Annotated in this window: 20 protein-coding genes and 1 pseudogene; 9 read left to right on the top strand and 12 right to left on the bottom strand. The window is 50.2% G+C overall.

Annotated features, from left to right (window positions below; genetic code table 11):
* The first annotated feature begins 10 nt into the window (after positions 1 to 10).
* A complete protein-coding gene (locus tag SAQUA_RS12850; RefSeq protein WP_380675486.1) occupies positions 11 to 1,279 on the top strand; it encodes an amidohydrolase in 1,269 nt (422 codons plus the stop codon).
* Positions 1,280 to 1,359: 80 nt separating this feature from the next.
* Entirely contained in the window at positions 1,360 to 2,064 is a 705-nt protein-coding gene (locus SAQUA_RS12845; RefSeq protein ID WP_380675484.1) for a GNAT family N-acetyltransferase, read from the top strand.
* 132 nt (positions 2,065 to 2,196) lie between these two features.
* On the opposite strand, the gene SAQUA_RS12840 is transcribed toward SAQUA_RS12845, so the two are convergent.
* From SAQUA_RS12840 to rluE, 6 genes are all read right to left on the bottom strand, one after another.
* The gene (locus SAQUA_RS12840) at positions 2,197 to 3,159 is read right to left on the bottom strand and encodes an alpha/beta hydrolase family protein (RefSeq protein ID WP_380675482.1); all 963 of its coding nucleotides are present in this window, start codon (positions 3,157 to 3,159) and stop codon (positions 2,197 to 2,199) included.
* A 532-nt stretch (positions 3,160 to 3,691) separates the two neighbouring features.
* Positions 3,692 to 5,062, bottom strand: a complete 1,371-nt coding sequence (gene purB, locus SAQUA_RS12835; RefSeq protein WP_380675480.1) for an adenylosuccinate lyase — start codon at positions 5,060 to 5,062, stop codon at positions 3,692 to 3,694.
* A gap of 21 nt (positions 5,063 to 5,083) precedes the next feature.
* Positions 5,084 to 5,710 (bottom strand): high frequency lysogenization protein HflD, encoded by a 627-nt coding sequence (gene hflD / locus SAQUA_RS12830; protein ID WP_380675478.1) that lies wholly within the window; start codon positions 5,708 to 5,710, stop codon positions 5,084 to 5,086.
* A gap of 2 nt (positions 5,711 to 5,712) precedes the next feature.
* Positions 5,713 to 6,816 carry a tRNA 2-thiouridine(34) synthase MnmA gene (gene mnmA / locus SAQUA_RS12825; RefSeq protein WP_380676016.1) on the bottom strand — a complete coding sequence of 368 codons (1,104 nt, stop codon included), beginning with the start codon at positions 6,814 to 6,816 and terminating at the stop codon, positions 5,713 to 5,715.
* Between the two features lie 94 nt (positions 6,817 to 6,910).
* Positions 6,911 to 7,357 (bottom strand): NUDIX hydrolase, encoded by a 447-nt coding sequence (locus SAQUA_RS12820; RefSeq protein ID WP_380675476.1) that lies wholly within the window; start codon positions 7,355 to 7,357, stop codon positions 6,911 to 6,913.
* 65 nt (positions 7,358 to 7,422) lie between these two features.
* Positions 7,423 to 8,052, bottom strand: a complete 630-nt coding sequence (gene rluE / locus SAQUA_RS12815; RefSeq protein WP_380676014.1) for a 23S rRNA pseudouridine(2457) synthase RluE — start codon at positions 8,050 to 8,052, stop codon at positions 7,423 to 7,425.
* A 137-nt stretch (positions 8,053 to 8,189) separates the two neighbouring features.
* On the opposite strand from rluE, the gene icd reads away from it, so the two are divergent.
* A complete protein-coding gene (gene icd, locus SAQUA_RS12810; protein ID WP_380675474.1) occupies positions 8,190 to 9,443 on the top strand; it encodes an NADP-dependent isocitrate dehydrogenase in 1,254 nt (417 codons plus the stop codon).
* 114 nt (positions 9,444 to 9,557) lie between these two features.
* Here the strand turns inward: icd and SAQUA_RS12805 are convergent.
* A pseudogene (locus tag SAQUA_RS12805) lies at positions 9,558 to 9,737 on the bottom strand (integrase); the annotation flags it as partial.
* A gap of 605 nt (positions 9,738 to 10,342) precedes the next feature.
* Between SAQUA_RS12805 and SAQUA_RS12800 the strand changes: the two are divergent.
* Both SAQUA_RS12800 and SAQUA_RS12795 read left to right on the top strand, forming a co-directional pair.
* Positions 10,343 to 10,699: a VOC family protein gene (locus SAQUA_RS12800; protein ID WP_380675472.1), complete on the top strand. Its 357-nt coding sequence runs from the start codon at positions 10,343 to 10,345 to the stop codon at positions 10,697 to 10,699.
* 50 nt (positions 10,700 to 10,749) lie between these two features.
* Positions 10,750 to 11,298, top strand: a complete 549-nt coding sequence (locus SAQUA_RS12795; RefSeq protein WP_380675470.1) for a YbjQ family protein — start codon at positions 10,750 to 10,752, stop codon at positions 11,296 to 11,298.
* Positions 11,299 to 11,696: 398 nt separating this feature from the next.
* On the opposite strand, the gene SAQUA_RS12790 is transcribed toward SAQUA_RS12795, so the two are convergent.
* The gene (locus tag SAQUA_RS12790) at positions 11,697 to 11,834 is read right to left on the bottom strand and encodes a YnfU family zinc-binding protein (protein WP_404413210.1); all 138 of its coding nucleotides are present in this window, start codon (positions 11,832 to 11,834) and stop codon (positions 11,697 to 11,699) included.
* A 336-nt stretch (positions 11,835 to 12,170) separates the two neighbouring features.
* Here SAQUA_RS12790 and SAQUA_RS12785 point away from each other — a divergent pair, with 336 nt between their 5' ends.
* Positions 12,171 to 12,800, top strand: a complete 630-nt coding sequence (locus SAQUA_RS12785) for a LysE family translocator (RefSeq protein WP_380675466.1) — start codon at positions 12,171 to 12,173, stop codon at positions 12,798 to 12,800.
* Positions 12,801 to 13,036: 236 nt separating this feature from the next.
* Here the strand turns inward: SAQUA_RS12785 and SAQUA_RS12780 are convergent, their stop codons facing one another.
* Genes SAQUA_RS12780 through puuD form a run of 4 tightly spaced genes read right to left on the bottom strand, consistent with a single transcriptional unit; the run spans position 13,037 to position 17,155 of the window.
* Positions 13,037 to 14,317: an NAD(P)/FAD-dependent oxidoreductase gene (locus tag SAQUA_RS12780; RefSeq protein ID WP_380675464.1), complete on the bottom strand. Its 1,281-nt coding sequence runs from the start codon at positions 14,315 to 14,317 to the stop codon at positions 13,037 to 13,039.
* 10 nt (positions 14,318 to 14,327) lie between these two features.
* The gene (gene puuC, locus SAQUA_RS12775) at positions 14,328 to 15,824 is read right to left on the bottom strand and encodes an aldehyde dehydrogenase PuuC (protein WP_380675462.1); all 1,497 of its coding nucleotides are present in this window, start codon (positions 15,822 to 15,824) and stop codon (positions 14,328 to 14,330) included.
* Positions 15,825 to 15,839: 15 nt separating this feature from the next.
* A complete protein-coding gene (puuR, locus tag SAQUA_RS12770; protein WP_380675460.1) occupies positions 15,840 to 16,397 on the bottom strand; it encodes an HTH-type transcriptional regulator PuuR in 558 nt (185 codons plus the stop codon).
* Positions 16,394 to 17,155: a gamma-glutamyl-gamma-aminobutyrate hydrolase gene (gene puuD, locus SAQUA_RS12765; protein ID WP_380675458.1), complete on the bottom strand. Its 762-nt coding sequence runs from the start codon at positions 17,153 to 17,155 to the stop codon at positions 16,394 to 16,396. The genes puuR and puuD overlap by 4 nt, the downstream gene beginning before the upstream one ends.
* A 237-nt stretch (positions 17,156 to 17,392) precedes the next feature.
* Here puuD and SAQUA_RS12760 point away from each other — a divergent pair, with 237 nt between their 5' ends.
* The 3 genes from SAQUA_RS12760 to yddG all read left to right on the top strand — a co-directional run bounded on the left by SAQUA_RS12760 (position 17,393) and on the right by yddG (position 21,364).
* Positions 17,393 to 18,811 carry a glutamine synthetase family protein gene (locus SAQUA_RS12760; RefSeq protein WP_380675455.1) on the top strand — a complete coding sequence of 473 codons (1,419 nt, stop codon included), beginning with the start codon at positions 17,393 to 17,395 and terminating at the stop codon, positions 18,809 to 18,811.
* A gap of 129 nt (positions 18,812 to 18,940) precedes the next feature.
* Complete coding sequence (locus SAQUA_RS12755; protein WP_380675453.1) at positions 18,941 to 20,311, top strand: APC family permease; 1,371 nt, start codon at positions 18,941 to 18,943, stop codon at positions 20,309 to 20,311.
* A gap of 162 nt (positions 20,312 to 20,473) precedes the next feature.
* Positions 20,474 to 21,364, top strand: a complete 891-nt coding sequence (gene yddG, locus SAQUA_RS12750; RefSeq protein WP_380675451.1) for an aromatic amino acid DMT transporter YddG — start codon at positions 20,474 to 20,476, stop codon at positions 21,362 to 21,364.
* The last annotated feature ends 63 nt before the right edge of the window (positions 21,365 to 21,427 follow it).

Here is a 21,427-nt window from a genome sequence, read left to right as displayed (position 1 = left end):
GGATCTGATTATGAGCCATCCAACCTCAGAACAGCTACAGCAGTGGCGCAGGGAATTCCATCAGATGCCGGAAATTGGCTGGTCGGAATTTGTGACCACCGCGAAGCTAATGAGTATGCTGCGTGAAATGGGCTATCAGGTTTTGCCCGGTAAAGCTTTCTTGTCCCAGGACGCTATTCTTGGGCGCCGTCAACAGGATGTCGAACAGGGATTAGCGCGTGCGCAGGCGTACGGCATTTCCCCCCAACTCATTGCAGAGATGGCAGGACTAACCGGATGCGTGGCGCAGTTGGATACCGGGGTAGCGGGGCCAACCATTGCTATGCGTTTTGACATTGACTGCGTAGTGGTTGCTGAAAGCCAACACCCGCAACATATTCCAGCGCAGCTTGGGTTTGCTTCGGAAAATCCGGGTTATATGCATGCCTGCGGGCATGATGGGCATATGGCGATAGGGCTGGGGGTTGCTCAATGGCTGATGGCATCACGATCCACGCTAAAAGGGCGTTTCAAGCTGATATTTCAACCTGCTGAAGAGGGAGTGCGCGGTGCTAAGCCGGTTGCCGAAGGGGGCATTCTCGATGATGTAGATTATTTCTTTTCCGCACATTTGGGGATGGGGTGCCCAAGTGGGGAAATCATGGTTAACCCGCTGGAGTTCTTGTGTACGACCAAGCTGGACTTTCGTTTTTATGGCGCCCCGGCACACGCTGGCATCAACCCGCAGGGCGGTGCCAATGCGTTAGCTGGAGCCTGCCATTGTGTAACACAACTGTTGGGCATACCGCGCCATGGTGACGGTATGACGCGTATTAACGTGGGGACGCTGCATGCCGGTGAAGGGCGCAATGTGATCCCCGCGAAAGCCGAGTTGCAGCTTGAGGTGCGTGGGGCTAACCAGGCAATTAATCAGTATATGATCGCCCAGGCTCTCAATATTGGCATCGGGATTGCCCAGAGTTACGGATTGCGTTTTGAACATGAGGTTATGGGTGAGGCGGTGGATCTTCATAATGATACTGAACTGATCGATTTGGTCAGCCGTGTCGCCTGCAATGAGATCGGGCTCAAGCCACGAGAAGGGCTGTTTGGCGGTAGCGAAGATGCAACACTGCTGGTTAAGCGGGTACAGGATCTGGGCGGCAAAGCGATTTATTTTGTGCTGGGTTCAACTATTGCTGCCGGGCACCACGAGGCAAGCTTTGATATTGATGAGTCATCGCTATTACAGGGTGTTCAGGTATTTACCGGCTGTATCCGCGTATTATCAGGGCGTTAATCACTCCTGGTGATACTGTACGGCTGTGGTGTATTAAACTGGCATAATCAATCTTCATATCGATCAGGCGAGAGACGTTTATGGTGATAAATCAGTATGGTCAGCCGGTAGGAGAACCCTTACCTCACTGGTCCCCGCGAGCGCGTCCAGATGGAGCCACTTTGAACGGCAGGTTTTGTCGCCTGCAAGCGCTGGATGCTGAACGCGATTTTTCCGCGCTGTTCGATGCGTTCCAGTTAGCGCCTGATGGGCGCGACTGGACTTACCTGATGCGGGAAAGGCCTGAAAGCCCGCAAGAGTTGCGTGAGCATTTGCAAAACATGCAGGCAAATTTGGCGCTAGTTAACCTGACCGTGTTTGATTTATCGAGCCAAAAGCCGGTTGGCACGGCAGCCTTTATGCGCATTGAAGAAGGCCATGGGGTGTTGGAAATTGGTCATATATGTTGGTCGCCGCTGATGAAACGGTGCTCGAGTGCCACAGAAGCCATTTACCTGATGTTGCGTTATGCGTTTGATGAGTTAGGTTATCGCCGTTGCGAATGGAAATGTGACAGCCTGAATGAACCATCCCGGCAGGCTGCGCAACGTTTTGGCTTTACTTATGAAGGGCGGTTCATCAAGGCGTTAGTAACCAAGGGCCGCAGCCGCGATACCGACTGGTTTGCTTTGACGGAAGAGCGCTGGCCTTTGGTACGCAGCGCGTTTGAACGCTGGCTTGATGACAGTAACTTTGATGCTGCAAACCAGCAAAAACAGCGCTTGCAGGCGTTTATGTCCTTTTAAGCTCTTGGCGTATGACGAGTCAGCCATGTAGACTGCGCCCCAAAAGTCTGCCCTTGGTGTTTCTTTCACCCTCCGCCTTGATGGCGGGCCGCTGGGTCAGCGACGGTAACTAAGGGGCACAGCCTAGGTGACTTACTGCGCTTCAGCCTGTTTTCCAAGCAATACGCGGACTTCATTGAGCAATATTGGCCATGCTGATGACCGTGTGGAGACTAAATCATAATGTGTTGCTCCAGGCACAATGATGGTCTTAACTTCACTTGGATGCTGGTTATACTTTTCTGTGTACTCATTGGCATAATCAGGTATAGAGATAGTATCTCTTGCACCATTGAGCAAAGTAACAGGAGTTTTCGGGCTACCCATATGATAAGGAGAGGTATCAGAGTAGGGATCTTTTCTTTGATGATTAACCATCCCAAGTAAGTTCTGATAGTCGGTTTCTGTTAAATTCGAGCAGGCTTGTTGCATATTTTCCATATTGGGCAAACTGCCAAGCGCGACAACACCTTTAAAGGCTAAATTTGCGGGCTGCAAATACTCGCTCTTCATATTGTTACTCGCCGCTGCCCATTGAACTAAATGCCCACCAACAGAATGGCCCACCAAGACTACGCGGGAAAGGTCTAATGAATACTGTTGGGCCGACTGCTTGAGCATATCAATCGCGCTAGAAATATCGTTATAAGTTTTTGGATAGCCTCCTCCTTCTTCATTGATGCGGTGATATTCAACGTTCCAGACGGCGATCCCATGCTGACTAAAGGCTTCAGCCAATTCTCCCATTTGTGGAATACCCTGGGCACTTTTATCCCAACAGCCACCGTGTATCAATATTACAACGGGGGATAACGCTGTTTTTTTCTCTGCATGCGCCAAGAATAACTGTGCGTACTGTGATGATTCCTTACCGTAATGCAGTACGGCATCCGGCTCTCTGCTGCCTTTCAATTTCATATAATCCGCTAGCTGCATACCATTGAAGGCAAGTGCAAGGGGAGAAAAAACGTATTGAAATAAGGTGAGCAACATGGCTACGGCAATTTGACGATAAGTTTTAACTAAGGTTGTCTTTCTTTTAACGGTTAATAGCATATATATTCCTTTAATGACATTTACCTATCGGCCTTCAAGCTGAAGGAGCCATTGGCTATTAGGACAATAGACTTCAATAGCGTACCCTAATACGCGATGGGTGAATATAGTTTCCAGACAATTTATGGCATGAATGGAATAATAATCAGCCACATCCGACTAGTGGTGCACTAAAATTGAACAGCCTGGGTTCTATAACAACGCTGGAACAGGGAATACGGCGACCGTAACTGCTTGGAAAAATTAAGACACGAGGTTTGAATAAAGGGATATTGATATACTCTAGATAATTCGAGTTGCATATAGGCTGCATACACTGTGCCAAATCGAATCACACGTATTTTAACTCAAACTCCTAAATACAAGGGACACAGCCTAGGCCGAGAGTCGCCAGGAGCAAAGCCTATTATATGCCTGCCACGATCAGGCCCATAAAAATTGAAGAATGACGGGTATATACAGTTATATGAGTGACTGCTGTAATATCCCTCTCCCCCTAATGCTTCAAGGTGGGAGAGGGAATGACTGCCAGTTACTTCAATTCATCTACCATGGTGGCCGCTCGGCCAATATAGTTGGCTGGCGTCATGGCTTTAAGGCGGATTTTCTCTTCCTCTGGCAGAGCCAGGCTATCGATAAAGGCCTGCATACCCGCTGCATCTACACGTTTGCCTCGGGTCAGCTCTTTCAGCTTTTCATACGGCTTTTCGATACCATAGCGGCGCATTACCGTCTGAATAGGTTCAGCCAGCACTTCCCAGTTGTGATCCAACTCGTCCAACAGATGAGCACGGTTCACTTCCAGCTTACTGATGCCCTTCATGGTGGCTTGATAAGCAATCAATGCATAGCCAAGGCCCACGCCCAGGTTACGCAGCACGGTAGAGTCAGTAAGGTCGCGCTGCCAGCGGGATACCGGCAACTTGCTCGCCAGGTGGCCCATCACGGCATTGGCCAGGCCCAGGTTGCCTTCGGAATTCTCGAAGTCGATAGGGTTAACTTTGTGCGGCATGGTGGAAGAGCCAATCTCACCGGCAATGGTTTTTTGCTTGAAGTGATTCAGGGCAACATAGCCCCAGATATCACGATCGAAGTCGATCAGAATGGTGTTGAAGCGTGCAACGCAGTCGAACAGCTCAGCAATATAGTCATGTGGTTCAATCTGGGTGGTATACGGGTTCCAGGTAACCCCCAGTGAAGTGACAAACTCTTCGCTGAAACGGTGCCAGTTCACTTCCGGGTAGGCCACAATGTGAGCGTTGTAGTTACCCACCGCACCGTTGATTTTGCCGAGGATCTCAACGCGCTCCAATTGGCAGTATTGACGCTCCATACGGTAGGCCACGTTGGCCATTTCCTTACCCACTGTAGACGGGGTGGCTGGTTGGCCATGGGTGCGTGACAGCAGGGGAATATCGCGGTATTCCAGCGCCAGTCCCTTAATAGCATCAATGATTTTGCGCCAGTAAGGTAGCACCACGTCCTGACGGGCGGTTTGCAGCATCAGCGCGTGTGACAGGTTGTTGATATCTTCTGAAGTACAGGCAAAGTGGATAAACTCTGACACTGCGTGTAGGGCAGGCACTGCTTCTACTTTTTCTTTTAGAAAGTATTCAACCGCTTTCACATCGTGGTTGGTGGTGCGCTCGATAGTCTTGATGCGTTGCGCGTCTTCTTCACTGAATTCTGCGACGATCTTATCAAGGTAAGCGTTTGCGTTGGCATCGAAAGCGGGAACTTCCTTGATCTCCGCGCAGGCGGCCAGTTTTTGCAGCCAACGTACTTCAACCTGCACGCGGAATTTCAGCAGGCCGTATTCGCTGAAAATGGCGCGCAGTGCGCTGACTTTATCACCGTAGCGTCCGTCAACGGGTGAAACGGCGGTCAGTGAGGATAATTCCATCGGTAGCAACTCCTGGGAAAATTAACAATGAGCAACGATATTCTGCGCCTGCTTAAGCAGACGATTACGGGAAAACATTAATTGCAGACGGCTACCGCCTACCTGCTGCCACAACACGGCAGCACGGATACCGGCGAGCAGTGCGGCACGCACCTTGGCTTGCACCTGAGGATTCTGCAGGATGGCGGGTGACCCTGTCACCTGAATACGTGGCCCCAACGGCGCCACGACATCCACATAGATCCCGGCCAAAGAACTGATGATGGTTTCAGAGCCCAATTCAAAATGAACCAGTTGGCGTTCCAACTGGCTGAGCCGTTCACCTAGCGTATTCATCGCTGACTTATTGGCATTCAGCTTACGTTCCAGCACCATCAGGCTGATGGTGTAGCGGGTCAGTTCAGCGGCAAGCCCCTTATTATTGGCATTGAGCACGCTAATCAGCGTTTCAAGGCCCATCTTCAAGTTACGTTCTTCACCGCCGAAGACTGCCAGCGTTGAAGGGGGATCCATCTGTAACAGGCTATTGAGTGAGGTATGGAAAGCTTCCTGATCCAATTGCCCTTCATGGGCTAGTTGTTGAACCAAACGTGCGGCTTGGCTAATTCCAGCCATTGCCAGCGTAATGTCATAATAATTCTTCGCCACGATTACTCCTGTAAGCGCTGTTCAATAATTCCGCCACCCAGGCAGATATCACCAAGATAGAATACGGCAGACTGGCCTGGCGTGACTGCTGCAACCGGTTCGTCGAAGCGGACCTCGATACGATCGGCATCCAGGGGGATCACGGTGCAGGGAATATCCTGTTGGCGATAACGGGTTTTTACCGTACAACGCAGGGTTTCTTCCAGTGGCAGGCGGTCAACCCAGTGTAGTTGTTGTGCAATCAGACCATTGGACATCAGGCGAGGGTGATCGTGGCCTTGAGCCACCACCAGAATATTATTGATGACGTCCTTATCTACTACGTACCAAGGTTCTTCACCACTGTCCTTCAGGCCGCCAATGCCCAACCCTTTACGCTGGCCGAGAGTATGGTACATCAACCCCTGGTGTTCACCGACGGTCTGGCCGTCCACAGTGACGATAGGCCCCGGTTGCGCGGGCAGATAACGGCCAAGAAAATCACGGAATTTACGTTCACCAATAAAGCAGATACCGGTAGAGTCTTTCTTCTTGGCAGTAACTAGCTCCAGTTGCTCCGCAATGCGGCGTACTTCCGGTTTTTCCAGCTCACCAACCGGAAACAGACTCTGTGCAACCTGCTCGTGGCTCAGTGTGTAGAGGAAATAGCTCTGGTCTTTGTTGCCATCAACACCGCGTAGCAGGCGGCTTTTGCCGTCTACATCCTGACGGCGGACATAATGCCCGGTAGCAATGTAGTCCGCACCCAGATCTTCTGCCGCAAACTCCAGGAACGCCTTAAATTTGATCTCTTTGTTGCACAGGATGTCTGGGTTTGGAGTGCGGCCTGCTTTGTATTCTTCTAAGAACAGCTCGAACACGTTGTCCCAGTATTCGGCAGCAAAATTGACCGTGTGCAGCTCGATGCCCAGTTTATCGCATACCGCCTGCGCGTCAGCCAAATCGGTAGCTGCCGAGCAATACTCTTCGTCGTCGTCCTCTTCCCAGTTCTTCATAAACAACCCAGCGACCTGATAGCCCTGTTGTTGTAACAGATAGGCAGTAACGGAGGAGTCGACACCGCCGGACATTCCGACGATTACTTTTTTCTGGCTGTTGTCTGACATGGGGATCTCACGAACTTGAACACGCACTGCGCGATAAAAATGAGCGCAGGATTTTACCACGTTGGCAGCCTGCGCGCACGGCACTTATTTACCCTCAGAACGGCCAGTTATAGCTGGAAACCAGCGATAGTGGGTAACGCTCTTGTTGCTGGTAACAACGGATACTCTCGGCAACCAAGGGCGAACGCAGGTTGTTAGCTTCCAGGATCTGCTGCGGGGTGAGCCACAGGCAGCGATCGATGTCGCTGTCATGAGGCTCGGTAGGCAACGGTGTAGCCAACTCGATGACAAAACTAAAACGCAGAAATGGCGTATTGTCGGGGGCAATCCACTGATGCATCCGCAGGAAAAACTGCGGCTGTGCGCGGATACCGGTTTCCTCCCACAGTTCACGCTCAGCAGCCTGAAGCAATGTTTCATCCGCTTCAAGGTGACCCGCTGGTTGATTCCACAGAGCTTTGTGATTGATGGTTTCTTCAACAATCAAAAATTTACCGGCAGCGTGGACGACGCACGCAACGGTGACGTGTGGCTTAAACATGGTGACTCCTTAGCTGGCTGTGCCCATAGGTGTTTGCTAGTTTGCGGCTATTTGGGCTTGGTTGGTTACAGCGAGTCAACGGTTTGCCATTCACCCGGTTGCAGCGATCCCAACGAAAGGTTTCCCATACTGTAACGAATCAGGCGCAGGGTAGGGAAGCCGATATGCGCCGTCATGCGGCGCACCTGGCGATTCCGGCCTTCGTACAGCGTGATTTTCAGCCAACAGGTAGGAATCGATTTGCGCTCACGAATCGGTGGGTTGCGTGGCCATAACCATTCCGGTTCATTAGTCTTTTCTACTTCTGCGGGCAACGTGGGGCCATCTTTTAGCATTACACCGTGGCGCAGCGCAGCCAGATCCTGTTCTTGTGGTTCCCCTTCGACCTGCACGAAATAGACCTTACCGGTCCTTTTGCCCGGTTGAGTTAATTGCGCCTGTAGCTTTCCATCATTGGTGAGTACCAGCAGGCCTTCGCTGTCTCTATCAAGACGCCCTGCAGCATAAACATCGATAAAGGGGATAAATGTTTTTAGCGTTTCACGCCCAGCTTCATCAGTAAACTGAGGCAATACGTCAAAGGGCTTATTGAATAGCACGATCCTGCGCGGCCCCTGCTTCACAGGCTTGGGGGCCTTGAGGCTAGTGCGGCTGAATCGTTTAACTTGGTGATTTTTAACAGGGAATTTAGTCATAATAGTTGAGATTACGAATGATAGGCGCATTATAGCCGAATCCGTTTCGGATTGGCGCGGACTGAATATTCAAGTAGTATTGACACGCATCTTACAAAGCATTAACAAAATTGCGCTTGAAGAAGAAGGAGAGGTTGATGGAAAGCAAAGTAGTTGTTCCGGCAGAAGGTAAAAAGATTACGGTTGATGCCCAGGGTAAACTGGTTGTTCCGCATAACCCTATCATTCCGTTCATCGAAGGTGACGGTATTGGCGTTGATGTTACCCCTGCCATGATTCACGTGGTTGATGCTGCAGTAAAAAAAGCCTACCACGGCGAACGTAAAATCTCCTGGATGGAAATCTATACCGGTGAAAAATCCACCCACGTATACGGGAAAGACGTGTGGTTGCCGGATGAAACGTTGGAACTTATCCGTGACTATCGCGTTGCAATCAAAGGCCCACTGACCACGCCGGTGGGTGGTGGTATTCGTTCCCTTAACGTAGCTTTGCGCCAACAACTCGATCTGTATGTCTGCTTGCGCCCAGTGCGTTACTATCAGGGTACGCCAAGCCCGGTAAAACAGCCCGAATTGACCGATATGGTCATTTTCCGTGAAAACGCCGAAGACATTTATGCCGGTATTGAATGGAAAGCGGGTTCTGCAGAAGCTGATAAAGTGATCAAGTTCCTGCGTGAAGAAATGGGTGTGAAGAAAATCCGCTTCCCAGAGCAATGTGGTATCGGCGTGAAGCCATGTTCTGAAGAAGGCACCAAGCGTCTGGTTCGTGCCGCAATTGAATATGCCATCGTTAACGATCGTGATTCAGTGACTCTGGTTCACAAAGGCAACATCATGAAGTTCACCGAAGGTGCCTTCAAAGATTGGGGCTATGAACTGGCGCGTGAAGAGTTCGGCGGCGAACTGATCGACGGCGGTCCATGGCTTAAAATCAAGAATCCGAACACCGGCAAAGAGATTGTGGTTAAAGATGTGATTGCCGACGCATTCCTGCAGCAAATTCTGTTGCGTCCGGCGGAATATGACGTAATTGCCTGTATGAACCTCAACGGTGACTATATTTCTGACGCCTTGGCTGCACAGGTTGGCGGTATTGGTATCGCGCCAGGTGCTAATATCGGTGATGACTGTGCTTTGTTTGAAGCAACCCACGGTACAGCACCGAAATATGCTGGCCAGGACAAAGTAAACCCAGGATCCGTTATCCTGTCGGCTGAGATGATGCTGCGTCATATGGGCTGGTTCGAAGCTGCCGACCTGATTGTTAAGGGAATGGAAGGCGCAATCGCTGCCAAAACCGTGACTTATGACTTCGAACGCCTGATGGAAGGCGCTAAACTACTGAAATGTTCAGAGTTTGGCGACGCTATCGTTAAACACATGTAAGTGTGATTTAGCGTTGAATGATTACGGGAGCCTGATGGTTCCCGTCCGTTTTTCCCCCTCCAAAAATTCTTCTACAAAACTCTTCTACAAAACTGTATAAAAAATGCGCTATTTTTACCCGCTAACACCCTTCCAATCTTTCCCTCGATCATCGTTATAGCGATCAGTTTGTCGCTGGGTTTTATGCCCTAATAAATCCTTGGTGTTCACTTTCTGTTCTCTGTACAGGCGCTCAGCCAAGGAACGAATTTCGTGAAAAGTTGGGGGAGTTCCTTTTTCCCAAACCAAGCCACTGTAAATATGCTGGAAGTGTTCTGGCCTATTGATTCAATCTATCATTGACGGTGTTTGAACCTGAGCCAGCTCCAGATTCCGAGGCAGAACACTAGGCTGGTCCCTCCATTTGCCCGTGGTGCCGTCGCAGACTCAAAAGCCCGTTATCAAGGTGGAGGGGCAAGGGCTGAGTGGCGCTCTATTTAACCCGACTTTGCTTCGAACGTGCTTTCGGGGCGTGACTCTTCGGGCTGGGGCCATTTGCGTGCATTGTCGTGTTGTTCGCCGCTTATTTGGCGCACCAACTTGTACGACTCTCGCTTTGCTATGCGCGCAAATGACCGCCAGCGGCGCTCACGTGCAAGGGGTAACTAGCTAAAGTAGAGGCAATCAGTCTAGGTTTCCGTCGCGATTGCTGGCTTTTTTATCAGATTATGACCTTTAATGAGCAGATATCCTTGGTCGGACAGATACACAGTGCAACTGGCAACGGATAATTTGGGTTACTCTCTGTCCAGAGCGGTAAGCAAACTGCAAAACATAACCCAAGGTAATAATTTCATTGACACACACCACCAGAGAAACTATTTTTCTTTTATCTTAATAACTTAGATAAGGAGAATGTCATGACATCTCGTCCTGTGCATGGCTGTATTGATAACGTTGAGCTAGCCGTCAGTGATATTGAACGTTCGCGTGCTTTTTATGGCGCGGCATTTAATTGGACATTCAAGGAGTATGGGCCTCGCTACTGTGAATTCAGTGATGGTCGTATCAACGGCGGATTGACCACACTCAGTGAAGTTAAGTCAGGCGGTGGTCCTTTGATTATCCTGTATACTGATGACCTTGAAGAAGCAAAAGTGCGGCTAGAATCTCTGGGGGCTTCGATTGTAAAACCTATCTTCTCTTTCCCCGGCGGGCGACGCTTCCATTTCGTGGATCCGGATGGCTACGAATTGGCGGTCTGGTCTGATCGGTAGCTTGGCAGCATGTCGATGCCTAAGAAATTAACACTGCAGTTCGAGGAAGAATGAACAATTATATCATTCTGGTTAGCAACGGTATTTACGTGGCGGTGGATATATTATCCAATTCGGCATCCAATGAAATAACCTCTCTGTTACAGCAAGGCTTTACTATCGCCTATGACTCTTGCAAAGCCGAAAGTATCGAACAGGCACTGAGGACCTGGCAAAAGCAGAAGGAGGGCACCTATGGTTATGAACATATCATTACTTCGACCACCAGTGTGTTAGCTCGAAACATTGAAATTGTTGAAGTCAAAGGCGTCATCACCGCAACGATTGTTGCTGGCATGAGCTTTTTAAGAGACTTATCGGCAGTTATACGAGATTTTACCGGTGGAAACTCTGGCACTTACATGTCCAAATTAGACGACATCAAATCTCAGGCACTGGTGCAATTAAGAAGGCAAGCTGATGAGTTAGGCTGCAACGCGGTTATAGGCGTTTCGATCGATGTTGACGAGATCTCCGGTGGTGGCAAATCGATGATGATGGTGACCGCTAGTGGGACGGCTGTGAATATGGAGAAGTTGGTAACGCCGCCGTCCAGTTGATATTGATATGTTTGCAATACCGATGAATACTGGGCTATCAGTGATAATTTGCAAACAAAGGGAATCAACCACTTTGTAATTCGAGAGAAAAGGCGATTAAAAAGACATTATTTTCTGCATCTCTGGTTGAGGAACGTTAACAGGTCTTCGAAAAATAGTCATAATGTTTTAACCAATATAATTTTCTATTGGTTTTATATTTTTCATTTATTGCGTTGCATTTTTGTTGACTCTTGATGCTAACTAAAACTGGTTAATTCTGGCATAAGCAAAACCGAAGGCATCCGTAACAAAACTTTCACGTGACGTTATGCCTTTTGGGATTTGTATTAATATGGTGTTGTTCTTTTTTAAGGCTTAGAACTATCAATTTTTTGGCAAGATAGTGATATACACCATTAATCTTCGGTCTTACGGAAGTAATGTCCGCAGTGCGGGCAAATCAACGTGATATTTTTTTTTACTTTTTGGCGGTCCTGAGGCGAACTTTTGGCACACTCAGGGCAAGTGACGTTGACTGATGTGTCACTAAACATCTTAAAGGCATCAAAGATAGACATATCTTTTACCGGATAGATGTATGGGTACTCAGTATAACCTGTTCAGGTGTCTATAGCTCACGATAGATCGCCTATGGGTGTGATTGAGCGCTAGATAACCAAAATATTATGTTGGGCAGAGAGCGCATCGACATTGGCCTGGTGTGATCAACGCTTTTTGCTTCCACATACGTACCTTGTTTCGGTAGTAACTGATTGCAGATTAAGACTTGAACCCTTTGGTTCATATGCCCTATATTCCCCGCGATTAGCTTTATTGTTCAAGCTGTTCCAAATTTGTTGGAAATTTGTTGTATTTATGCGGAGTTGTTGATGGAGTTAGCTACACTTTTGCTTTATGTCATTGCAGTCAGTGCTGTTATGGTCACACCCGGCCCTTCAATGTTATTAGCGTTAAACAATGGGGCAATCCATGGAATGCGCATCGCCAGTTACGGTTTCCTTGGCGCCGTATTGGCAGACTTGCTACTGATTGGTGCCGTTGGTTGTGGTTTGGGGGCACTCTTACAGGCTTCCGAGCAGTTGTTTGCTGTAGTGAAATGGGTGGGGGCGCTGTATCTGGTTTATCTGGCTTGGGTCCTTTGGCGAGCACCAGTGAAGGCACTGTCGGTGAGTGCCAACGATTCTGCTGCGACAGGGAAAACGGCATTTCTTCGTTCCCTGATGGTCGGGCTATCCAATCCCAAAGGTTTGCTGTTTTACTCTGCATTCTTGCCGCAATTCATTCGCCCTGAAGCACCAATTGCCTCTCAGTATCTGATCCTGGCATTGGTCAGCGCGATAATAGATTGTGTGATGATGACGCTCTATGCCTATGGTGGCCGCCATGCAATGCGTAAGTTCTCAGCGAATGTAATGCGTTGGATTAACCGTAGCTGTGCAGGTATGCTCGGCGTGCTTGCAATTGGTGTCGCCTTATATCGGCGCAGCAATATTGCCTAGGCTGTGGGTCGATTGACGGTACGTTGTAATCTAGGCTGTGTCTCTCAATTGTCCGTGGTGCCGTCGCAGACCCTTCGGGTTGGGGCCATTTGCGTGCATTGCTGCGTTGCTCGCCGCTTATTAGGTCCACCAAACCTCACGCCTCACGCCTTGCCCTGCGCGCAAATGACTACCAGCGGCGCTCACGTGCAATTGAGTAACACAGCCTAGACACAGCCCGGCTAGCTTCCCGTTGGCTACAAACCAATCCGATCCCGTAATGTATAGTAAGCGGCTCCTATGGCAGTGAATGGGATTTGCAGATTACGCCCGCCAAAAAACGGCAGATGTGGCAGTTTGGCAAACGCGTCGAAGCGCTCTGCGTCACCGCGCATCAATTCGGTGATCAGCTTCCCTGCAAGATGAGTACAGGTGACGCCGTGGCCACTGTAACCTTGCATGTAGTAGACGTTATTTTCCAGGCGGCCAAATTGCGGCATGCGCGACAGCGTCAGCAGGAAATTGCCGGTCCAGCGGTAATCGATACGTACGCCTTTTAACTGTGGGAAGGTTTTCAGCAGTTTGGGGCGGATCAGATTATCGATATCATCTGGATCACGCGCACCATAAACTACTCCTCCGCCGTAAAGCAGGCGATTGTCAGCGGTGATGCGGTAATAATCCAGCAGGTAGTTACAGTCTTCTACGCAATAGTTTTGTGGGATCAGTGATGCTGCAACTTCTGGTGCCAATGGCTCAGTGGTCACTATCTGGGTGCCGCAAGGCATGCTGCGTTTTGCTAATCTTGGTTCCAGTTTATCGCCTAAATAGGCATTTCCTGCGACGATAACGTAACGTGCTTTTACCTGCCCATTGGCGGTGCTGACTAGCGCAGGCTCACCGTAGCGGATATTGGTCACTGCTGACTGTTCGAATATACGTCCTCCTTGCATACGAATGGCTTCCGCCTCGCCCAGCGCCAGATTGAGAGGGTGCATATGGCCGCCGCTGTGATCGAGCAGTGCGCCGACATAACGTTCGCTAGCGACTTCTTGACGAATACGTTCACCATCCAGCAGTTCAAGCTGAGTATTGCCGTAACGTTCCCAGTTCTGTTTCTGTTCGATCAGTGCATGGTATTGTTTGTTGTTGAGGGCAGCAAAAATACCGCCTGGTCGATAGTCACATTTAATCGCGTAACGTTCGATGCGGCTACGGATAATATCCGCCCCCTCAAACATCATGCTGCCAAGCATCTTGGCGCTGTCGGCACCGTAACGGGCTTCAATCACATCGATATCGCGGCTGTAAGAGTTGACCAGTTGCCCCCCGTTGCGGCCGCTGGCACCAAAACCGATGCGTGCAGACTCCAACAACACTACGTTATAGCCTGCTTCTACCAGAAACAGTGCCGAAGACAGGCCGGTGTAACCGCCACCAACGATACAAACGTCACATTCGATCGATTCGTTCAACTGCGGATAAGGCTGATGAGCATTAGCCGTTGCCGCGTAATAGCTTTTTACGTGTTCAGTCATGATCCAGTCCTTATTCCAGTGAAATCCAGGTGGTTTTCAGTTCGGTGAATTTATCCAGCGCATGCAGTGATTTATCCCGCCCGTTGCCGCTCTGTTTGTAACCACCAAAAGGCACGGTCATATCACCATCGTTATAATTATTGATGAACACGGTACCGGCTTTTAACTGGCGAGCCATGCGGTGAGCACGGGAGAGGTTGCTGGTCCAGACGGCAGCACCGAGCCCATATTCACTGTCATTGGCCAGTTTCAGAGCCTCTTGTTCCCCGTTGAACGTTGTCACCGCCAATACGGGGCCGAATATTTCTTCGCGGGCAACATTCATCGTATTGTTCACCTGGGTAAGGATCGTCGGGCCGAGGTAGCTGCGATGTTGCCCCTGAGGATGGTGGCGCCCGTCAAGGAACAGTGAGGCACCCTGACTCAGGCCCTGTTCGATATAGCCTGCTACCTTTTCACAGTGCTGGTCATCGATAAGCGTGCCCATTACTGTCTGCGGATCAAGAGGATTACCCGGTGCAAATGTGGCTGCATGTTTGCGCAGTGCCTGTAAAAACGGTTGCTGGATGCTCTCTTCAACCAGCAGGCGGGTTCCGGCAATGCAGACTTGACCCTGGTTGTAGAAGATGCCTGCGGCTGCATTCTGTGCTGCTTTATCCAGATCTGCGCAATCGGCAAAAATGATATTGGCGCTCTTGCCACCCGCTTCCAACCAGACACGCTTCATGTTGGATTCACCGGCATATATCATCAACTGCTTGGCGACCAGCGTCGAGCCGGTGAAGGTCAGGGCATCAACATCGTGATGCAGTGCAAGAGCTTTACCAGCATCATAACCGTAGCCGGGAATGATGTTCAGCACGCCGTCCGGTAAACCGGCCTGTTGAGCAAGATCACCCAAATAGATCGCCGTCAGTGGTGATTTTTCGGAGGGTTTCAACACCACACTGTTGCCTGCTGCGAGGGCTGGCCCTAATTTCCAACAGGCAAGCAGCAGTGGGAAATTCCATGGAACAATGGCACCAACAACGCCAATCGGTTCCCTGTGGATCAGGGCTAGCGTATTATGGCCGGTGGGCGCAATTTCGCCATAAACCTTATCGATGGCCTCGGCATACCAGCGTATGCTGCGGATCGCACCAGGAATATCATCGCGCAGGCTGTGGCGGATGGGCTTGCCAGTATCTAGTGTTTCCAACAGCGCCAACTGTTCCTGGTGCTCTTCCATCAGGGCGGCTAATTTTAGCAGGGTTGCTTTACGTTGGGATGGTGCAGCTTGCGACCAGTCACCGCGTTCGAAGACATCACGCGCCGCTTTGACCGCTAAATCGATATCAACGTGGCTGCCGCAGGCCATTTGAACCAGTTCGCGTTGTCCCGCAGGATCATGCACTGGGAAGGTTTTACCTTCAGCGGCCTGCAGATAGCGGCCATTGATAAAAAGTCGATTCTCAATCTTCAGGGACAGGGCCCGTTGTTGCCAATACTGCAGGTTGTGGAAGTCCATACCTTACTCCGTTAATCAGAATGTCGTCGGCGTGTGCGCGCTGATAATTCGGCAAATTCGCGCCGAGGTATTGCTGAAACTGTGGGGAATACCGGTATTGATGGCATAACTTTGGCCAGCTTGCAGATGATAGGTTTGCCCATTGACCTGCAGCATGACTTCGCCTTCCAGTAAAGTACCGATCTCTTCCCCCTGATGTTTGAGCCTTTCACCAGTGGTTGTTCCTGGCTCATAGGTTTCGATCATCATTGCCAAGGTGCGATTTGGGTCACCGTTGTGGATCAGTTTCATCGAAACTCCCTGGCTACCAATCTCGATCAGGTCATGTTGATTGATGATGATCTGTGGCTCATCCGGTTTATCCGGTTCGGCAAAAAATGCCGAAAGTGACAGCCCATAAACCGTCAGTAGTTTTTGCAGCGAACTGATGGCTGGGCTGACTTTGTCCTGCTCGATAGTGCTAATAGCACTGTGCGTTAAACCAGACAGTTCGGCTACTCGACGCTGTGACAACCCTAATTGTTGACGGATCTGCGACAAACGTTTCCCCGGAGCCAAGCTGACGTCGCTCATAGGCGTTTTTCCTTCTGGTAGTTCTTGCAAGCGCTGATAAATCCTTCAAACAGGAGGCGGGATAAAGCGTATTCCTCACTATTCCATTCCGGGTGCCACTGCACGCCGAGTGCGAAGGGCTGATCGCGGATACTGATGGCTTCCACCAGACCATCTGCGGCCTGTGCCTCGATGCGCACGCTCGGGCCGAGAGTCTTGGCTCCTTGCCCATGCAGTGAGTTCACCCAGAATCGGTTGCAATCAGGCAGTAACTGCGAAAGCAATCCTCCTTCCTGCACCGTCACCTCATGTGCAGGGGCATACTGCTGTTCCAGTGGCAGATCGTGATCTTCTCTGTGTTCAAGTAATGCCGGCAGCTCATACAAACGGCGGTGCAGCGTGCCCTGAGTGGCTACCGCCAGTTCCTGCATACCGCGGCAAATGGCGAAAAGGGGAATGCGCCTGTTGAGTGCTTGGCCGATCAGCGCCAGGCTCAATTCGTCTCGCCCAGGATCGGCGTCAGGCTCATCGCCGTTTTCACCATAAAGGTGCGGCTGCACATTACTGGGGCTCCCCGGCAGCATGATGCCGTCAAGGTGCTGCAGTAACTGTTCCAGGATTTCGGGCTCTGCCAGTGCGTGCGGTAGGGCTACCGGTAACCCTCCCGCGCTTAATACTGCATTCAGGTACTTTTCTTGCAAGGTCTGTGTGAGGTGTTGATTTAACCTGTACCTACACATCACCACGCCGATGACTGGTCTGTTAAATATATTGCCCATGCTGTCCCCTTGGTATGTTCGATATTATGAACGTTAAGCCGCCACATCGCCTATTTCGTTCAATATTAACTAAAACTAGCAGTCATTTGGGCAATATTCAAACCAAAATTAACACTTGCAAAACAATTTTGTTGCATCTATGTTTCACTGGTGGGCATTATATTGAACAAGATGGTCAAAAAACATCGAATGCGATAAGTGTGAGAACCAAAGACAACACATAACGGCGGGTGAACCATGCAAACCAACATCGTAGAAGTGGAAAACTTTGTTCAGCAGAATGAAGAAAGACGAAGTAGCACGTTCCAGCGCGAAGTGAAGAAGTATCTGGAGCGCTATCCATTAACGCAGCATATAGATGTGTTACTGACCGACCTTAATGGCAGTTTCCGGGGGAAACGTATTCCAGTGGCTGGCCTGAGTAAACTTGAGAAGGGTTGTTACTTCCCGGCCTCGGTGTTCGCGATGGATATTCTTGGTAACGTGGTGGAGGAGGCGGGCTTAGGGCAGGAATTGGGCGAGCCGGATCATATCTGTGTACCGGTGGCCGGTACCTTGACGCCCTCCGCAGCAGATCCCGAATACATCGGTCAGGTGCTGCTCACCATGCTGGATGAAGATGGTACTCCCTTTGACGTTGAGCCCCGTAATGTGCTGAACCGTGTATGGCAGCGCTTGCGCCAGCGGGGGCTATTCCCGGTGGTAGCGGTAGAGTTGGAGTTTTATCTGATTGATCGCAAACGTGACTCAGAAGGCTACCTGCAGCCTCCTTGTGCTCCCGGAACCCAAGAACGTAATACCCAAAGCCAAGTTTATTCTGTAGATAATCTCAATCACTTTGCAGATGTTTTGACCGAAATAGATGAATTGGCCCGTTTGCAGGGGATCCCGGCTGACGGTGCGGTGGCTGAGGCTTCGCCAGGGCAGTTTGAGGTTAATCTGTATCATACCAATGATGTGTTGCAGGCTTGCGATCATGCTCTGGCGCTGAAGCGACTGGTGCGTATGGTGGCGGAGAAGCACAATATGCAAGCAACATTTATGGCCAAACCCTATGAGGAACACGCAGGGAGCGGTATGCATGTGCACATCAGTATGTTGGACAATAAAGGAAACAATGTCTTTGCCGACGATGATGGTGAAGATTCAGCGCTGCTGAAGCAGGCACTGGCTGGCATGATCGCTCTGATGCCTTCCTCCATGGCGCTGTTGGCACCCAATGTTAATGCCTATCGCCGTTTTCAGCCGGGCATGTATGTCCCCACCCAAGCCTCTTGGGGCCACAATAACCGTACCGTAGCGCTGCGTATCCCTTGCGGCGATCGTGATAATCATCGTGTCGAGTACCGCGTGGCGGGGGCTGATGCCAATCCCTACCTGGTAATGGCAGCGATCCTTGCCGGTATTGTGTATGGCCTCGAAACACCTTTACCTTTACTTGAACCTGTCACCGGCAACGGTCTGGAGCAGGAAGGCTTACCTTTCCCAATCCGCCAAAGTGACGCGCTGTATGAGTTTGAACACCAACCGGTACTAAATGCACTGCTGGGTGAACGGTTCAGCCATGTCTATCTGGCCTGCAAAACTGATGAGTTGGTGCAATTTGAGCGGCTGATCACTGAGACGGAAATTGAGTGGATGCTGAAAAACGCCTGATGCGTTCAGCCTGATCCTACCGCGCGCCGGCGTATTCCCGCGGGCTACCTGTGGCCTGGCGAAGCCGTGCGCACGCGGTGCAGACTTTCTTCCAACTTGGCGTACAGGGCGCTGGTGAGGAATAACCCAATGACGAAAAGTGCCATCGATTGCAATGGCGCGGGCAAACCGCAACTGCGTAAAACGTTAAAACTGTGGCAAGTGGTAATGATCGGGTTGGCTTATCTGACGCCAATGACGGTATTTGATACCTTCGGGATCGTTTCTGGGGTGACGGATGGCCATGTGCCGGCTTCTTATCTGTTTGCATTGGCCGGGGTGCTGTTTACTGCCATCAGTTACGGCAAACTGGTTCGCCAGTTCCCAACGTCGGGATCTGCTTATACCTATGCGCAAAAGGCAATTAACCCGCATGTGGGGTTCTTGGTAGGGTGGTCTTCTCTGCTGGATTATCTGTTTTTGCCGATGATTAATACGCTGTTGGCGAAGATTTACCTGACAGCGTTATTCCCAGAGGTCCCTCCATGGATCTGGGTGGTGGGTTTCGTCGTGATCATGACCTCAATTAATCTGAAGAGTGTCAACCTGGTAGCCAACTTCAATACTCTGTTTGTCTTAGCACAAATAGCGATTATCGTCGTATTTATCATTCTCGTGGTTCACGGGTTGCGCAATGGTGAAGGCGTGGGGACCGTGTGGAGCCTGCAACCTTTTGTCAGCGAAAATGCGCATTTGATCCCGATTATTACCGGAGCCACCATCCTCTGCTTTTCATTTCTTGGTTTTGATGCCGTCACCACTCTCAGCGAAGAAACGCCAGATGCCGCTCGCGTGATCCCCAAGGCGATCTTCCTTACTGCACTGTACGGTGGGGTAATTTTCATCAGTGTTTCATTCTTTATCCAGCTGTTTTTCCCCAACATAGAACGGTTCAAAGAGCCTGATGCCGCACTGCCTGAAATAGCCTTGTATGTCGGTGGTAAATTGTTCCAGGCGATTTTCCTCTGTACCACCTTCATCAATACCTTGGCTTCAGGCCTGGCTTCACATGCCAGCGTCTCTCGATTGCTATATGTGATGGGCCGCGATAACGTTTTCCCGGAAAAAATCTTCGGCTATATCCATCCTAAATGGCGGACTCCTGCATTAAACGTCTTGCTGGTCGGGTTGGTGGCTTTATCGGCATTATCTTTCGATCTGGTGACGGCAACTGCGCTGATTAACTTCGGTGCGCTGGTGGCGTTTACCTTCGTTAACCTTTCGGTGGTCAGCCATTTCTATATTCGTCAAGGGCGTAACAAGACGTGGAAAGACCGTTTTCATTTTCTGATCCTGCCATTGGTGGGGGCTCTTACCGTAGGGGTATTGTGGTTGAATCTGGATAAAAGCTCATTGACCATGGGGCTGATCTGGGCAGCATTGGGATTTGCATATCTGACTTACCTGACGCGCCGATTCCGTCAGCCGCCACCACAACTTGAACGCCAACCACAACAGTAGTTTGAGCAACTAGGCTGTGTTCTTTGAATGACCGCCAGCGGCGCTCGCGTCCAGTTAAGGTTCACAGCCTAGGGTATGGCATGGTCAAAGTGCCTTTCTTTTTCCCCAGTAGGTCAGTAGATTTAAAATCCGATAAAAAATAAATGATTAGGATTTGCTCTGATGCCTCTTTTATCTGTTTCCCATAAAGCGACGCTGCTTGGTCTGTTGGCCATTGTGTTGTGGAGTAGTGTTGTTGGTCTGATCCGCAGCGTTAGCGAAGGTCTTGGGCCGGTAGGGGGGGCAGCGATGATCTATAGCGTAGGAACGCTATTTCTATTTGCGGTGATGGGGATCCCAAAGTTGGCGGCGTTCCCTCGTGCTTACCTGTTCATTGGCAGCCTGCTGTTTGTGCTTTACGAGATTTGCCTTTCCTTATCATTGGGATATGCCAGTAATCGTATGCAAGCGATTGAGTTGGGGATGATTAACTATTTATGGCCCTGCTTTACCATACTCATGGCGATCCTGTTCAATGGCCAAAAGGCTAAATGGTGGGTGACCCCAGGTTTGCTGCTTTCGCTGGTTGGCATTGGCTGGATTATGAGTGGTGATGGGGGGTGGTCCCCGACGCAAATGCTGGCTAATGTATACAGCAATCCATTGAGTTACACACTTTCCTTCAGTGGCGCTGTGATATGGGCCGTCTATTGCAATGTGACGAAGAAACTGGCTCAGGGCAAAAATGGTGTTGTACTGTTTATCGCCTTGACCGCATTGGCACTGTGGCTGATCTATCCCTTCAGCCATGAAAGTATGTATTTTAGCTGGCCGGTTACCCTGACTTTATTGTGCGCTGGTATGGCGATGGGGGCCGGGTATGCCGTATGGAATGTGGGGATCTTACACGGCAATATGACCTTGCTAGCCACCGCCTCTTACTTTACCCCGGTATTATCTGCGGTATTTGCAGCAGTAGTTCTCAGTACTTCTCTGTCAGTCAATTTTTGGCAGGGGGTTATCATGGTGACTTTGGGATCGCTGATTTGCTGGCACGCGACGCGTAACGCTTAGCATTTATTTTTTGTCGGTGGGTAACTAAGTGATGAATATCAGCTAATCTAAAAGAGAGAGTTT

Origin of the sequence: Serratia aquatilis, assembly GCF_044865145.1 — a bacterium.
Taxonomy (GTDB): domain Bacteria; phylum Pseudomonadota; class Gammaproteobacteria; order Enterobacterales; family Enterobacteriaceae; genus Chania; species Chania aquatilis.
The sequence above is the reverse complement of the archived record's forward strand: the minus strand, read 5'-3'. Positions and strand labels throughout refer to the sequence as shown.

Bases quoted from the DNA above. Each gene is read 5' to 3' on its own strand.
- purB (WP_380675480.1), bottom strand. From the start codon at position 5,062: ATGGAATTATCCTCACTGACCGCCGTTTCACCCGTTGACGGACGCTAC.
- SAQUA_RS12780 (WP_380675464.1), bottom strand. From the start codon at position 14,317: ATGACTGAACACGTAAAAAGCTATTACGCGGCAACGGCTAATGCTCAT.
- SAQUA_RS12800 (WP_380675472.1), top strand. From the start codon at position 10,343: ATGACATCTCGTCCTGTGCATGGCTGTATTGATAACGTTGAGCTAGCC.
- icd (WP_380675474.1), top strand. From the start codon at position 8,190: ATGGAAAGCAAAGTAGTTGTTCCGGCAGAAGGTAAAAAGATTACGGTT.
- SAQUA_RS12785 (WP_380675466.1), top strand. From the start codon at position 12,171: ATGGAGTTAGCTACACTTTTGCTTTATGTCATTGCAGTCAGTGCTGTT.
- puuC (WP_380675462.1), bottom strand. From the start codon at position 15,824: ATGGACTTCCACAACCTGCAGTATTGGCAACAACGGGCCCTGTCCCTG.
- rluE (WP_380676014.1), bottom strand. From the start codon at position 8,052: ATGACTAAATTCCCTGTTAAAAATCACCAAGTTAAACGATTCAGCCGC.
- yddG (WP_380675451.1), top strand. From the start codon at position 20,474: ATGCCTCTTTTATCTGTTTCCCATAAAGCGACGCTGCTTGGTCTGTTG.
- puuR (WP_380675460.1), bottom strand. From the start codon at position 16,397: ATGAGCGACGTCAGCTTGGCTCCGGGGAAACGTTTGTCGCAGATCCGT.
- SAQUA_RS12755 (WP_380675453.1), top strand. From the start codon at position 18,941: ATGACGAAAAGTGCCATCGATTGCAATGGCGCGGGCAAACCGCAACTG.
- SAQUA_RS12820 (WP_380675476.1), bottom strand. From the start codon at position 7,357: ATGTTTAAGCCACACGTCACCGTTGCGTGCGTCGTCCACGCTGCCGGT.
- SAQUA_RS12795 (WP_380675470.1), top strand. From the start codon at position 10,750: ATGAACAATTATATCATTCTGGTTAGCAACGGTATTTACGTGGCGGTG.
- SAQUA_RS12845 (WP_380675484.1), top strand. From the start codon at position 1,360: ATGGTGATAAATCAGTATGGTCAGCCGGTAGGAGAACCCTTACCTCAC.
- puuD (WP_380675458.1), bottom strand. From the start codon at position 17,155: ATGGGCAATATATTTAACAGACCAGTCATCGGCGTGGTGATGTGTAGG.
- mnmA (WP_380676016.1), bottom strand. From the start codon at position 6,816: ATGTCAGACAACAGCCAGAAAAAAGTAATCGTCGGAATGTCCGGCGGT.
- SAQUA_RS12840 (WP_380675482.1), bottom strand. From the start codon at position 3,159: ATGCTATTAACCGTTAAAAGAAAGACAACCTTAGTTAAAACTTATCGT.
- SAQUA_RS12760 (WP_380675455.1), top strand. From the start codon at position 17,393: ATGCAAACCAACATCGTAGAAGTGGAAAACTTTGTTCAGCAGAATGAA.
- SAQUA_RS12790 (WP_404413210.1), bottom strand. From the start codon at position 11,834: ATGTTTAGTGACACATCAGTCAACGTCACTTGCCCTGAGTGTGCCAAA.
- SAQUA_RS12850 (WP_380675486.1), top strand. From the start codon at position 11: ATGAGCCATCCAACCTCAGAACAGCTACAGCAGTGGCGCAGGGAATTC.